The sequence below is a fragment of the Streptomyces sp. NBC_01320 genome, from assembly GCF_035974375.1.
Lineage (GTDB): Bacteria > Actinomycetota > Actinomycetes > Streptomycetales > Streptomycetaceae > Streptomyces > Streptomyces yanii.
The window spans coordinates 5,755,556-5,769,423 of sequence record NZ_CP108390.1; the positions used below are offsets into that span (position 1 = coordinate 5,755,556).

General features: G+C 71.7%; 13 protein-coding genes. 2 read left to right on the top strand and 11 right to left on the bottom strand.

Annotated features, from left to right (window positions below; all coding sequences use genetic code 11):
* Positions 1–2: 2 nt before the first annotated feature.
* Positions 3–143: a hypothetical protein gene (locus tag OG395_RS26135; protein WP_266983138.1), complete on the top strand. Its 141-nt coding sequence runs from the start codon at positions 3–5 to the stop codon at positions 141–143.
* Positions 144–222: 79 nt separating this feature from the next.
* On the opposite strand, the gene OG395_RS26140 is transcribed toward OG395_RS26135, so the two are convergent.
* From OG395_RS26140 to OG395_RS26160, 5 genes are all read right to left on the bottom strand, one after another.
* Positions 223–1,704, bottom strand: coding sequence for an APC family permease (locus OG395_RS26140; RefSeq protein ID WP_327245101.1), 1,482 nt, complete (start codon positions 1,702–1,704; stop codon positions 223–225).
* A gap of 143 nt (positions 1,705–1,847) precedes the next feature.
* Positions 1,848–3,197 carry an aminotransferase family protein gene (locus tag OG395_RS26145; protein ID WP_327245102.1) on the bottom strand — a complete coding sequence of 450 codons (1,350 nt, stop codon included), beginning with the start codon at positions 3,195–3,197 and terminating at the stop codon, positions 1,848–1,850.
* A gap of 12 nt (positions 3,198–3,209) precedes the next feature.
* A complete protein-coding gene (locus tag OG395_RS26150) occupies positions 3,210–4,577 on the bottom strand; it encodes an ArgE/DapE family deacylase (RefSeq protein ID WP_327245103.1) in 1,368 nt (455 codons plus the stop codon).
* A complete protein-coding gene (locus tag OG395_RS26155) occupies positions 4,574–6,052 on the bottom strand; it encodes an aldehyde dehydrogenase (protein ID WP_327245104.1) in 1,479 nt (492 codons plus the stop codon). The genes OG395_RS26150 and OG395_RS26155 overlap by 4 nt, the downstream gene beginning before the upstream one ends.
* A gap of 111 nt (positions 6,053–6,163) precedes the next feature.
* On the bottom strand, positions 6,164–7,684 hold the full coding sequence (locus OG395_RS26160) for a purine-cytosine permease family protein (protein ID WP_327245105.1): 1,521 nt from the start codon (positions 7,682–7,684) through the stop codon (positions 6,164–6,166).
* 115 nt (positions 7,685–7,799) lie between these two features.
* Here OG395_RS26160 and OG395_RS26165 point away from each other — a divergent pair, with 115 nt between their 5' ends.
* Positions 7,800–8,402 (top strand): TetR/AcrR family transcriptional regulator, encoded by a 603-nt coding sequence (locus OG395_RS26165; protein ID WP_327245106.1) that lies wholly within the window; start codon positions 7,800–7,802, stop codon positions 8,400–8,402.
* 114 nt (positions 8,403–8,516) lie between these two features.
* Here OG395_RS26165 and OG395_RS26170 read toward each other — a convergent pair whose 3' ends face one another.
* From OG395_RS26170 to OG395_RS26195, 6 genes are all read right to left on the bottom strand, one after another.
* Entirely contained in the window at positions 8,517–9,668 is a 1,152-nt protein-coding gene (locus OG395_RS26170; protein WP_327245107.1) for a M20 family metallopeptidase, read from the bottom strand.
* The gene (locus tag OG395_RS26175; protein ID WP_327245108.1) at positions 9,665–10,342 is read right to left on the bottom strand and encodes a DUF1028 domain-containing protein; all 678 of its coding nucleotides are present in this window, start codon (positions 10,340–10,342) and stop codon (positions 9,665–9,667) included. The genes OG395_RS26170 and OG395_RS26175 overlap by 4 nt, the downstream gene beginning before the upstream one ends.
* On the bottom strand, positions 10,339–10,800 hold the full coding sequence (locus OG395_RS26180; protein ID WP_266983154.1) for a RidA family protein: 462 nt from the start codon (positions 10,798–10,800) through the stop codon (positions 10,339–10,341). The genes OG395_RS26175 and OG395_RS26180 overlap by 4 nt, the downstream gene beginning before the upstream one ends.
* Positions 10,797–12,269, bottom strand: coding sequence for a 4-hydroxyphenylacetate 3-hydroxylase family protein (locus OG395_RS26185; protein ID WP_326792602.1), 1,473 nt, complete (start codon positions 12,267–12,269; stop codon positions 10,797–10,799). Before OG395_RS26185 ends, OG395_RS26180 begins: the two co-directional genes overlap by 4 nt.
* A gap of 28 nt (positions 12,270–12,297) precedes the next feature.
* Positions 12,298–12,828: a flavin reductase family protein gene (locus OG395_RS26190; RefSeq protein ID WP_327245109.1), complete on the bottom strand. Its 531-nt coding sequence runs from the start codon at positions 12,826–12,828 to the stop codon at positions 12,298–12,300.
* A 130-nt stretch (positions 12,829–12,958) separates the two neighbouring features.
* Positions 12,959–13,867 carry a LysR family transcriptional regulator gene (locus OG395_RS26195; RefSeq protein WP_327245110.1) on the bottom strand — a complete coding sequence of 303 codons (909 nt, stop codon included), beginning with the start codon at positions 13,865–13,867 and terminating at the stop codon, positions 12,959–12,961.
* Between the last annotated feature and the right edge of the window lies 1 nt (position 13,868).

Below are 13,868 nucleotides of genomic sequence, written 5' to 3' on the forward strand. Positions count from 1 at the left end.
CGATGGCCGACTCCCCCACGACCGACCCGCAGCAGGAGACACCCGCTGAAGTGGTCCATCTGACGGTGCTCGGTGCCTGCGGCTGTGGTTCGGGCTGCGGGTGCGGCTGCCAGTCGGGCGCCCCGTGCCAGTGCGGCGGCTGACTGAGGCTGCCCACAACGCCACCGGACCGGCGCCCCCTGCGGGGGGCGCCGGTCCGGTGGCGTTGTGGGCAGTGCCGTTTCAGGCGATGACGGGCTCCGGGACGCGGCGGATACGGGCCACCGTGTGGCCGACGGCGCCGATCAGCAACAGCACCAGCACCGTGCCCAGGGTGAAGACCTCGAACGACAGCCGGGACACGCCCCACACCTCGTGGAAGTCGTACCGGATGCCGAGCACCGGCTCCAGCGTGCCCGGGAAGAGCGCCGACCACGATCCGACCAGGATCCAGGCGTAGACGAGACCGGCGCAGATCAGGAACCCGGGCGTGCCGAACGGCACCCGGTACGGGCGCGGTTCGTCGGTGTGCCGCAGCCGCAGCACCACCAGGGCCGGGACGACCATCAGGTACGAAAGCAGCAGCGTGGTCACGGCGACGGTGAGGACGACACCGAAGACCGCTGCCGCGTCCCCCGCGGCCAGCCGCATCGCGACGAGCATGAAGAGCGTCGCGATCACGCCGGAGAGCAGGTTCGTCCGGACCGGCGTGCCGAGCTTCGGGTGGAAGGCGCCCAGTGAGCGGCTGAAGAAGCCGCCGTCCGCGGCGGCCATCGCCTGCATCCGGTCGCTGACGATCATCCAGGCACTGCCCTGGGTGAGCAGCGCGAAGACGAACATGACGGCAACTGTGGTGAGGACCGCGCCGCTCGCGGAGCCGTACACCCCGAAGACCAGCCGGGCGCCCTCCATGAAGCCTCCGATGCCGGTGACCTGCCCGGCCGGGACGACGGCGAGGATCGCGAAGACCGGCAGCAGGTAGCAGGCCGCGGCGATCAGGGCGGACCGGCCGAGCGCCGCGGGGACGTCGCGCTGCGGGTCGAGCATCTCCTCGCCCGCCGCGTTGGGCGCCTCGAATCCGACGTACGCGAAGAGCAGGACCGGGACGAGCGCCAGGAAGCCCGCGGTGGTGGGCGGGAAGGAGGCGCTGTCGAGGCCGCGGAAGCCGTGGCCGATGCCGTACGCGACGGCCGTGCCGGTGAAGAGGGTGAGCGCGAGGACCTTCACCGCGGCGCCCGCAGTGGTGATCCACTTGCCGCGGCGCAGCGAGACGACGGCGGTCAGGATCGCGATCCAGATGAACAGCAACTTGAACGCGTAGTCGGAGAACGTGCCCTCACCGAGGTGGAACACGAAACCGTCCCAGGTCTCGGCGGCGATGAAGACGAGGGAACCGCCGAGCCAGATGGGGTTGGTGACCCAGTAGAAGAGCGTGGTGAGCGCGGCGGGCAGCCGGCCGAAGGCGCGCTGCACCCAGACGTACGGTCCGCCCTCCTGCGGGAACGCCGCCCCCGTCTCGGCGAAGAGCAGTGCGTACGGGACGAGGAAGAGGACGGCGATCACGGCGGTCCAGGTGACTGCCTCGCCTCCGCCGGTGGCGATCTGGCCGACGGTGTCGAACGAGATGACGGCGGCGACACCCATCGCCGTGATGTCGAAACGACGCAGGCTGCGGTGGAGGTGGGGAACGGGGGTGTGGGTGCGTGGCGAGGGAGCTTGGGGCACGGTCGGTCCTCACGGCGGTCCGGGGGTGACGGGAGGGGGAGCGGTGGTGGCGGGATCAAGCCCCTCCGGTGATCGAGGAGCGGAGGGCCGGGGGCGGAGCTCCTGGCGGGGCGGCGCCCCCGGCCGTGGTGTCGGGCGGCGGGTCAGCCCACGATCGTGCCGTCCGGGCCGGTGCGCTCCAGTACGGACCTCAGCGCCACCGCTGCCTCCTTCGCCTCTGCCTCCGTCATGATCAGCGGCGGCGACAGCACCAGGCTGTGGGCCGAGTCGCGCACGATGACGCCCGTCTCGCGGCGGATGACGTCGTGCGGCATCCGGGCGGGGTCGAGCGGCAGCGGTGTGCGCGACTCGCGGTCGGTGACGAGTTCGACGGCGAGCATCATGCCCACCGAGCGGATCTCGCCGACGATCGGCAACTCACCCAGCTGCGCTTCGAGTTCGGCGTGGAGGTGGGCGCCGAGACCGACCGCGCGCGCCAGCAGCCCCTCGCGCTCGATGATGTCGAGGTTGGCGAGGGCCACGGCCGCGGCGACGGGGTGGCCGTTGTACGTGTAGCCCATCGGGAAGCCGTGGTCGAGCAGGAGCGCCTCGGCGACGTGGTCGGCGACCAGCAGGGCACCGAGCGGGGTGTAGCCGGAGGTGATGCCCTTGGCGGTGGTGATGATGTCGGGGACGACACCGAAGTGCTGGGCGGCGAACCACTCCCCGACCCGCCCGTACGCGGTGACGACCTCGTCGAAGATGAGCAGGATGCCGTGCCGGTCGAGGACGTCGCGGACCCGCGGCCAGTAGTCGGCCGGCGGTACGAGCATGCCGCCGACGCCCATGATGGGTTCGCCGATCATCGCCGCGATGTTGCCGGGTCCGATCTCGGCGATGCGTGCCTCCAGCTCCCGGATCAGGAAGTCGGTGGGGTCCTCGCCGCCGTACAGCTCGGTGCGGTAGGGCCACGGCGGGGTGAGGTGCGAGACGTGCGGCATCATCGGGGCGAACCCCTCGTGGTAGACCGGGAATCCGGTGGCGGAGCCGCCGCCGTAGCCGATGCCGTGGTACGCCTTGTCACGGGCCAGGATCCAGGTGCGGGACGACTCGCCGCGCCGGTGGTGGTAGTAGCGGGCCATCTTGATCGCGGCCTCGTTGCCCTCGGAGCCGCCCGAGGTGAAGTAGACGTGGTTCAGGCCCTCGGGGGCGAGGGAGGCCAGCCGGGCGGCGAGCTCGATGGCACGGTCGTTGGAGAACTCCCAGAAGCTGGTGAAGTACTCCAGCTGCTTCATCTGCTCGAAGGCGACCCGGGCGATCTCCTCGCGGCCGTGGCCGACCTGGGCGAGCCAGAGCCCACCGGTCGCGTCGAGGTACGAGCGTCCCTCGGCGTCGGTGAGGCGGCAGCCGGAGCCGCCGGTCATGATGACGCGCTCTTCGGCGGTGCCGGGGAGGTAGGGGTGGATGATGTGCGCCCGGTCGGTGGCGGCGAGTTCTGCGTGGGTGAGGGTCATCGTCGTACGTCCTTACGCGTGCGGGTGCGGGTGCTGTGCGGGTGCGGTCATCGAGAGCGCGGCCAGTGCCAGCGCCTTCGCCGTGTCGATCAGGTCGGCGACCTCGATGTATTCGTCGATGGTGTGGAGGGTCGGGGAGCCGTCCGGGCGGGTGGCCGTCGGGCCGAGGCAGACGGCGGGTGTGTTGCCGAGGCGGGTCAGGGTCGCCGCGTCCGTCCAGGAGGGCTCGCCGAGCACGCGCGGGGTTCGGCCGAGTGCGGTGGCGGACGCGGCGAGTGCGTGGACGAGCGGGTGTCCGGCGGGGACTTCGGCGGGCGGGAGTTCGGTGTCCCAGGCGAACCGGGGCGGGTGCGCGGTGAGCCAGCCGTCACCGGCGCAGGCGTCGCGTACGGTCCGTTCGATGTCGTCCCGGACCCGGCTCGCCCAGCCGCCGCCGTCCGCCTGGACCGGCAGGTAGGTGATGTCCAGGGCGACTTCGCAGGACGCCGGGTAGGTCACCCACCATTCGCCGCCTTTGATGGTGGTCGGCACGATGGACGGCGGCGGGAGCAGCGGGTGCCGGTGCGCCGGGTCGTCGGCCCAGCGTTCGCGCAGCCGCCCGAGGGCGGCGAGGACCGGCAGGGTCTTCTCGATGGCGTTCACGGCGCCGCCGCTGCGCCAGTCCCCCGGCGGGTGTTCGGCGTGCCCGGGGCGGCCGGCGACGGTGACCCTGCCGCCGAGGATGCCGCGCTGTGCGGTGACGACGTCGAGGTCGGTGGGCTCGGGGACGACCGCCGCGTCGGCGCGTACCCCGTACCCGACGGAGGCGAGGGTGCCCGCGCCGTTCCACTCCTCGTCGGTCGCCGTGTTGATCAGCAGGTCGCCGGGGAGCCGGAAGCCGAGGAAGGCGAGCGTCTCGGCGGCGATGACGGCCGCGGCGATGCCGCCCTTCATGTCGCAGGTGCCGCGCCCGTACAGCCGTCCGTCGCGGACCTCGGCGCGGAACGGGTCGCTGGTCCACTCGCTCCTCGGTTCCGCGGACACGACGTCGATGTGGCCGTTGAAGAGGAGCGAGCGGCCGCCGCCGGTACCGGGGAAGCGGGCGATGAGCTGGGGGCGGCCGTCGAAGCCGAGGCCCGGCGGAGTCTGCGGGGAGTCGGGCAGGTCGCCCGGTTTCGGGGTGAAGACGTCGACGGTGGCTCCGGCCCGGCGCAGCCGGCCGGCCAGGTACTCCTGGAGGTCGGCCTCGTCCCGGGAGGATTCGGAGGCGTCGCCGCGCACGGTGGTGTCGAAGCGCACCAGGTCGCAGGTGAGGCCGATCAGGTCGTCGGCGCGGCGGTCGATCTCGGCCAGGAGCCCGGCGGCGCCGGGTGTGGTTGCGGTGGCGGGGACTGTGCTCATGCGTACGCGATCCAGGTCGTCTTGAGGCCGGTGTACTTGTCGAACGAGTGCAGGGAGAGGTCGCGCCCGAACCCGGACTGCTTGAAGCCGCCGAAGGGGGTGGCGGGGCTGAGTGCGTCGACGGTGTTCACTGAGACCGTGCCCGCGTGCAGCGCGTCGGCGACCCGGTGGGCGCGGGCCAGGTCGCGGGTCCAGACGGAGGCGGCCAGCCCGTACGGGGAGTCGTTGGCGATCCGTATCGCTGCCGCCTCGTCGGTGAACGGGAGCACGGTCAGGACCGGGCCGAAGAGTTCGTCGCGGGCGAGCGGTGCGTCGGGGGCGAGGCCGGTGACGACGGTCGGATCGAGGTAGGCGCCCGGGCGGTCGGGGCGGGTGCCGCCGCAGGCGATGTCGCCGCCGGACTCCTTGACCGCCTCGATGATGCGGCTGACCTGGTGGTCGTCGACGAGCGGGCCGAGGAGGGTGGCCGGGTCGAGCGGGTCGCCGGGCACGTAGGCGGCGGTGTGGTCGACGACCCGGGCGGTGAACTCCTCGGCGATCGAGGCGTGGACCAGGAGGCGGGTGTTGGCGGAGCAGACCTGGCCGGCGTTGTAGAGGAAGCCCCAGGCGGCGCGTTCGGCGGCGGCGTCGAGGTCGGCGTCGGCGAAGACGAGGTTGGGGCTCTTGCCGCCCGCTTCGAGCCAGACCTGCTTCATGTTGGACTCGGCCGCGTACGCCAGGAACCTCTTGCCGACGGCCGTGGAGCCGGTGAAGACGAGGGTGTCGACGTCCGGGTGCAGGCCGAGGGCGCGGCCCGCGGTCTCCCCGGGGCCGGGCACGACGTTCAGGACACCGTCGGGCAGACCGGCCTCGGCGGCGAGTTCGGCGAGGCGCAGCGCGGAGAGCGAGGACTGCTCGGCGGGCTTGAGCACGACGCTGTTGCCGGCGGCGAGTGCGGGGGCCAGCTTCCAGACCGCGATGTCCAGTGGGAAGTTCCACGGCACGACGGCGCCGACGACGCCGAGCGGTGCGCGGCGCACCAGGGCGAGGTTGCCGGGCGGGGTGGGGGCGACCTCGTCGTACAGCTTGTCGGCGGCCTCCGCGTACCAGGCGAAGCAGCCCGCGGCGCCGGGTACATCGGTGCCGTACGACTCGGCGATCGGCTTGCCCATGTCGAGGGTGTCCAGGAGCGCCAGTTCGGGTGCGTTGGCCTCGATGAGGGCGGCGAGGCTCAGCAGGGTGCGCTTGCGGACGGCGGGGTCGGCGCGGGACCAGCGGCCGTCGTCGAAGGCGGTGCGGGCGGCGCGGACGGCGGCGTCGATCTCGTGGGCGCCGCACTCCGCGAGGTGCGCGGTGGTCCTCCCGGTCGCCGGGTCGACGGTGGGGAAGGCGGCCCCGTCGGCGGCGTCGGTCCAGCGGCCGTCGATGAAGGCGCGGGTGCGGAAGTCGAGCGCGGTGGCGCGTCGTTGCCAGTCGGCGTGGGTGCGGGTGCTCATGTCGTGGGTGCTCCGGAGGTGGGTGCGGATGCGGGTGCGGGTGCCGGGACGGGTGCGCCGTCCGGGTGGGACCGGCGCGCGGTGACGGCCTCCCCTGCGACAGGGAGTGGATCAGCGAGCGGCGTCATGCGGCTTCGACGGCAAGGCGGAGGAGGGAGTCGACGCGGAGGGGGCCCCTCCCATGCCTTCAAGGCCATGGGGGAGTCGGTGACTGACGACAACGCCTCCAGCGGAGTCGCAGGGCGTCGGGAGCCCGCTCCTTGTCGCAGGGGAGGCCGTGAGGCGGGCCGCCAGCAGATAGGCGGGGACGGTGACGACGAGGCCGGCGATCCAGCCGAGGTCGGTGTCGCCGAGGGCGTGCGCGAGCGGCCCGGTGTAGAGGGACTGCGCCATGAACGGGATCTCGGCGAGGATGCCCAGCGCGTAGACGGCGAGCGCGGTGACGTTCCAGCGGCCGTAGATCCCGCCGTCGCGGGCGAAGAACGACGCCACGTCGTACGAGCCGTGCCGGACCAGGTAGAAGTCGACGAGATTGATCGCCGTCCACGGGATCAGTACGTACTGCAGGACGTAGATCAGGTTGAGGTAGCTGGTCATGAACGAGTCGGCCAGGGCCAGGGCCAGGACCACGGACAGTGCGGTGAGTACGGCTCCGATGACGGCGCGGCCGGTGGCGCGTGGCAGCCAGCGGTGGGCGAACGTCTGCACGGCTGTGACCGCGCAGAGCACCGCCCCGTACAGGTTCATGGAGTTGGTGAGCATCGTGACGACCGCGAAGCTCCACAGGGTGATCTGGCCGAGCGGGGAGCCGAGCAGGTCGCTCTGGGCGGCGATCGGGTCGTCGCCGCCGGCCAGCCCGATCGCCGCGCCGACCACCATGGGGAGCAGGCTGCCGAGCACACAGCCCGCGTAGGTGCACCAGAGCGTCGAGCGGACCCCGGCGCGGTCGGCGGGCATGTAGCGCGAGTAGTCCGAGACGTACGGGGCGTAGGCGATCTGCCAGAGCGCGCCGACGGAGACCATGCCGAGGAATCCGGCGAGGCTGAAACCGCCGCGGTCCAGGAAGCCGTCGGGGAGCCCGCCGAACAGCAGCCAGGCCGCGCCGGCCAGCTGTACGGCTCCGAAGACCCAGCTGGTGAGCGCGCCGATCCGGTGCATCAGCCGGTAGCCGACGACGGCGACGACCAGGCTGACCAGGGCGCCCAGTACGACGCCGGTGCGCTCGCCGACGGGGGCGACCTGGCCCAGCGACTGGGCGCCGACGACCAGGTTCGAGGCGAAGAACCCCTGGTACATGACGATGACGACGAGGACGACGGCGAGTGCGCCGACGTACCCGAACTGGCCGCGGCTCTGGATCATCTGCGGCACCCCGAGCTGCGGGCCCTGCGCCGAGTGCAGTGCCATCAGGAAGCCGCCGCCCAGATGTCCGGCGAGCAGCGCGGCCAGGCTCCACCAGAAGGAGAGCCCGAAGGCGGTGGGGGCCAGGGCTCCGGTGACGACGGTCAGCGGGCCGAGGTTCGCGGAGAACCAGATGGTGAACAGGTCGCGCGTGCGGCCGTGGCGTTCGGAGAGAGGTACGGCGTCGATGGTGCGCCGTTCCACAATCGTCCCTGTGCTGTCGCCGGTCATCCGACCCCCTTCGCCATTCTTTGAAGATGGATTCAAACAACGCGCCAGGTAGCCGTCAATGACTTGGGCACCACCAACTTGCCTTATTTGAACGAAGTAACAGAGAATTAACCGCATGGGGAGACCGAAGAACCAGACAGCACGACGCGAGGCCCTCGTCGACGCCGCGGGACGCGCGATCGCCGAACGAGGGCTGGAGGGTCTGCGGATCAAGGACATCGCCGCCGAGGCGGGGGTGTCGGCAGGCTCGGTCCTGTACTACTACCCGGAGATGGACGAGCTGGTCCTGGAGGTGCACCGGGGCGCCGTCGAGCGCTACGTGTCCGCGCGCCACGACCGTACGGACGCGGTCGGTGACCCCGTCGAGCGGCTGCGCGCCCTGATCGGCAGCGGACTTCCCGCCGCGGCGGGCGATCCGCAGCACAGCCTGCTGTACGAGCTGCACCGCCGCGCGGACCGCAGCTCCGGGCATGCCGCGCTGATGGCCTCACTGTTCGCGCGCGAGGTCGCGCTCTACACGACGGTGCTCGAAGTCGGCGCGGCGACCGGGGTGTTCACGCTCACGGGAAGCGCGGCCGATGTGGCACGGAACCTGGTGGCGCTGGAGGACGGGTACGGGCTGCACATCGTCAGCCGGAACACACAGCTGACACCGGAGGAGGCGCAGCGGCTGATCCTGGGGTACGCGAGGGCCGCGACGGGCCGCGCGGAACTGTGAGGGTCCCCGGGATCGAGCGGGCGCCGGGTCCCGGCGCCCGGGTCGAGCAGGACATCAACGGCCGCGCGGAGCCGTGACGGGGCGAGGCGGGGCGGCCCCGCCCCGTGATTTCCCTCAGCCCCGCCCCGCGATCAGCCGTTCCCGCTGGACCGGGTCGGCGGCGACCGCGGCGGCGGTCAGGGCCATCGCCGCCGCCCCGTCCAGCACCGCACGGTCCGCGGCCGCGCCCACGCAGTGCGCCGCGAACTCCTTCTGGTGGTTGACGGCGGGCAGCGAACCGATGCCCAGGTACGGGTGGATGGCGGGCAGCACCCGGGACACGTTGCCCATGTCCGTGGAGGCCCGGTTCATCCGCGCGGCGGGCGTCCCGGTCTCGAAGCGCCGGCCCAGTTCCGTCGCCGTACGCCGGTACATCGCCAGCAGTTCCGCGTCATTGCGGAACTCCGAGTACGGGCGGCTCTCCGGCTCGATCTCCAGCTCGCAGCCGGACGCCAGAGCCCCCGCCTCGAAGCACCGCTCGACCCGCGGCTGGAGCTCGGCGAGCTGTTCCAGGGTGTCGGCGCGTACGTACCAACGCCCCTCCGTCAGCTCCGGGATGGCGTTCGGGGCCTCGCCGCCGCGCGTCATCATGCCGTGCACCCTGGTCCGCCCCGGCAGCTGCTGACGCAGCAGTCCGATGGCGACCTGGGCGACGGTGAACGCGTCGGCCGCGTTGCGCCCCTGCTCCGGGTAGGCCGCCGCGTGGGCCGCCTTGCCGTGGTAGCGCACCTTGAGATGGGCGACGGCGAACGGGTCCGCCTCGGCGACGTCCACCGGCCCCGGGTGCACCATCATCGCGGCATGCACCCCGTCGAAGGCGCCGCGTTCCAGCATCAGGATCTTGCCGCCGCCACCCTCCTCGGCCGGGGTACCGAAGACGGTGAGGGTGAGCCCCAACTCGTCGACGAGGGGAGCCAGTCCGGCCGCGGCGCCGACCGCGGCCGCCGCGATGATGTTGTGCCCGCAGGCGTGGCCGAGGCCGGGCAGTGCGTCGTACTCGGCGCAGATGCCGAGGTGCAGGGGCCCGGACCCGAGGGTGGCGGTGAAGGCGGTGGGCAGACCGGCCGTCCCCATCCGGACGTCGAAACCGAGGTCGTTCAGCGCGTAACCGATCCATCGGGCCGCCTTCTCCTCCTCCCACGCCACCTCGGGGTGGGCGTGGATGCGGTGGCTGAGGGCGAGCACCTCGTCGGCGACCTCGGCAACCGCCGTGCGTACGGGTTTCATTCGTCCCCCGGTACGCCGTACGAGGGTGCGTCGCCGGGGGCGAGTGCGCGGCGTACGTACGCATCGGCCTGCGGCTCCCACACCGTCCACAGAGTGGCGAGTTCGGCGACCGGGTCGCCGTCCGTCCAGTCGACACGGAGGTCGGTCACCGGCCAGGCGACCTCGTCGGCGACGAGCAGTCCGGCCGAGCGGACGGGCCCCTCCTCTCCACCCGCCGCGGCGCCGGCGGCCAGCGCGTCCACCAGGCGCCGGCCGAGCGGGGCGGCCGGGTCGGCGGCGAACGCGTCGAGCATGGCCTGCGGGACTCCGGGTCCCGACAAGAGGTTCCCGGCGGCGACGGCGTCCGGGCCGACGGCCTCCGCGTACCGGCCGAGCGCCCGCGCCCCCGAGTACACGGCGCCCGGACCCTGAGCCCCGACAGCTGTCAACTGCCGGTGTTCCACGCAGGGTTCCGTGACAACGACCTCCCGCACGGCCGTGGTCGCCGAGCTGCCCGCGCCCAGCAGGTCGAGCAGTCGGGTACCGAGCCGCGGATCGGTGACGTTCTGCGAACAGACCGCGCCGACACCCGCCCGCACATGGGCGCAGCGCGCGGCCACGGCGGGCGAGGAGGAGGTGACGGCGACGCCGAACTGTCCGGTCCGGGTGCAGCGGGCGGCGATCGAGAAGGTCACCGGACCCCCTTGGCCCGTACGGCGGCGGCTTCCGCCCGTCGTTCGGCCGGGATCACCGCGGTGGCGTCGATCTCGACCAGCCACTCCGGGCGGGCCAGCGCGGAGACGACCAGCCCGGTGGAGACGTAGTGCACGCCCTTCAGCCACCGCCCCATGGTCCGGTAGACGGGTTCGCGGTAGCGGATGTCCGTCAGATAGACGGTGATCTTGACGATCTCGTCGAGCCGGCTGCCGCACTCGTCGAGCAGCATGGCGATGTTCGCCATGGCCTTCTCGGCCTGGGCCGCGACATCTCCGACGCCGACGTTCTCGCGGGTGTCGAGGTCCTGGCCGATCTGCCCGCGCAGATAGACGGTGCCGTCGGCGACGACGGCCTGCGCGAGATCGTTGGAGAGGTCCTGCTCGGGATACGTGTCGGCGGTGTTGAAGGACCGGATCCGGTCGTGCACGGGGCTCACTTGGCGGACCTCCCCAGCGAACCGAGCACGTTGTCGGAGAGCCCGGCCGCGTCCTTGACCAGGTCGAGCGGGCCGTCCCAGTCGAAGTTGCGGTAGACGGCGCCGAGGTGGGCGAAGGGCGGCGACTGCGCGAACAGCTGGAAGGTCAGCCGGTGCCCCGCGTAGTCGGAGTTCAGCAGGTCACGGGCGTACGCGAGAAGCTTGCGTCGGTCCTCGGCGACCCAGTGCTCGTTGATCGAGTAGAACTTGTCCAGCCACGGCTTGGTGTCCGGGTGGTCGAACGACGCCTTGTCCGGGGTGATGCAGATCTGGCCGCCGCACAGCTCACGGGCGATGTGCATCATCTCGTGCAGCTGCGAACAGGCCAGTACCCGGCCGGTGTAGAGCAGCGACTGGTTCGGCATGAGCAGCCCGCCGGGGCTGGGCTCGGCCATCGCGATCGCGGCCGTGAGGTGCGCGTTGATGCCTTCGCGGTAGCAGGCGAGGGTGGCCAGCTTCTCCTGGACGGCCTGCTGCTTCTCCAGACCGGTCTGCTTCACGTTCCACAGCGCGGCGCCGATCATGAGGTCCGCGAGCCGCAGATTGCGCTGGGTGAAGGCAAAGGCGCTGTAGCGGTGCAGGGTCGCGCGGATGAAGGTGGCGGCCTTGGTGTCCCGGTAGAAGAGGACGTTCTCCCAGGGGATCTCGACGTCGTCGAAGACGACGAGCGTGTCGACCTCGTCGAAGCGGTTGGAGACCGGATAGTCCTCGATCGGCTTGGCGCCGGCGAAGCCCGTACGGCAGATGTACTTCAGACCGGGGGCGCCCATGTCGAGCATGAACCCGAGTGCGTAGTCGGAGAGTTCGGAGTCGCCCCAGTTGGCGATCGTCGGCTTGGTGAACGCCTGGTTGGAGTAGGCGGCGGCCGTCTCGTACTTGGCTCCGCGCACCACGATGCCGTTGTCCGTCTCCCGCACGACATGCAGCAGCATGTCCGGGTCCTGGTCCTGCGGGCGCTTGGAGCGGTCGCCCTTCGGGTCGGTGTTGGCGGAGACGTGGAACGGGTCGCCGTAGCAGGCCAGGTCGATGTGGCGCTTGACGTTCTCGGCGTACGTCGGGTTGATGGCGTTCAGGACGTCCTGGCCGTCGATCAGCGACCAGACCTCGCCGATCGTCTCGTCGCCGACGCGGGTGACGACACCGCCGACATCGCTGAGCACGGCGTCGGTGGCGGCGCGCTTGGCGTCCCAGTCCTCGCGGGTCCGCGGCGGCTTCTGCTGCACGGCGTTGACCTCGCCCGTCTCCGGGTCGGTGTACGTCATGGTGTCCCGGGTCGCCGGCTCGTGGGCCATGTCGTAGATCCGGGCGCGGATGTCGACGAGCGGCTTGAAGGCGGGGTGCGCGGGGACGTCCGCGACCTTCTCGCCGTTGATCCAGACGTCGCGTCCGTCGCGGATCGACTCCCGGTACTGCTCTCCGGTGCGGATCATCTCCGTACTCCTTCTTCGGTGCGGGTGGTCACAGGGGGCGGTGCGCGCCGTACGTACGGGCGTGATGGACGAGCGGGCGGGCCGTCGTGGAGACGGCGCTGGCGAGGACGGCACCGAACAGGACCCGGTGCGTGCCGGAGACGACGGCATCGGTGAGCCGGCAGTCGAAGGCGGCGGCGGCGTCGCGCAGCAGGAGCGACCCCGTGGTGTGCGTGTCCCAGTCGGCGCAGCCGAAGTCGTACGGGGCGGTGGCGGTTCCGGGACCGGGCCGACCGGCGAAGACGTCCGAGACATGCGCCTGGCCGAGACCGAGGACGCTGACGGCGAAGTGGCCGTTGCGGACGGCGGCCGCGGCGAGCGGGCTGCGCTCGTTCACGCAGACGAGCAGCGACGGCGGGTCGGCGGTGACGGAACACATGGCGCTCACGGTCTGGGCGAACCGGCCGGCCGGACCGTCGGTCGTGACGACGGTGACACCGGTCACGGCATTGCCCATCGCGGCGATGAAGTCGGCGCGGCCGGTGGCCGGTTGGACCGGGTGGTGCGGAGCGATCGTCATGGGCTGCGGCCTCCCCTGGAGTGGTGCGGTCCTGGTGGTTGACCACTATGGGAGGGCAGCTCGTCATCCGTACAGCAGATCTTTTAGCTCTATTGCATAGATTTTCCAGATGCAGGGATGTTCTCGGAGGTCAGCCCCGCAGCGCCTCCCGGCACACGGCGGCGAACGCCTGCGCCCGGCCGGTCAGCCGGACGCCCCGAAGCTTGGCCAGGACCACCGGCAGCGCGGGCAGATGGTCGGCGAGCGGCAGGTCGACGACGCGGGCGCCGTCGTACGTGCGGTCGTGCGCCGGCCGCTGGTTGAGCAGCGCCCAGCCCTGTCCGGCCGCGACCAGCGCACGTACCGTCTCGTAGCTCCTGGTCCGGTGGCGCACCCGCGGCTCCCCGCCCGCCTTGGCGACGACCGACTGGAAGTAGTCCCGGCTGACCGGCAGGTCGAGCAGGATCATCGGCTCCTCGGCGAGGTCCGCAAGGCGCGCCGAACCGCTCTCGGCCAGCCGGTGCCCCTCCGGGACCAGGGCGTAGGGCGGGGCCATCGCCAGCACCTCGCGCTCGATGTCGTCGTCCAGCTCCAGGTCGTACAGGAGCGCCAGCTCGCACTCGCCGGTCCGCAGGCCCTCCTGGAGCGCGGGGGTGTCCCCCTCGTGCACCTCGATCCGCACCGCCGGATGGTTCTCGCCGAACTCCCGCAGCAGACGCGGCAGATAGAACGGGGCCAGGGTCTGGAAACAGCCCACGGCCAGCTCGCCGACCAGGTCCGAGCCGAGGCTGCGGGCGGACTCGGCGAGCTCGTCGGCATGGGTCAGAAAGCCACGCAGCTCATGCAGGAACCGCTCCCCCGCCCCGGTCAGCGACAGTCCCTTGGCGTGCCGGCGGATCAGCAGCTGGACCCCGAGCTCGCGCTCCAGATGGGTGACGGCCGTGGAGACCGCCGACTGCGACACGTTGATGCGCTGCGCGGCGGCGGTCATCGAGCCGAGCTCGGCGGCGGCGAGGAAGTACCGGAGCTGTACGAGGGTGAAGTTCGCGTCCTTGGCCATG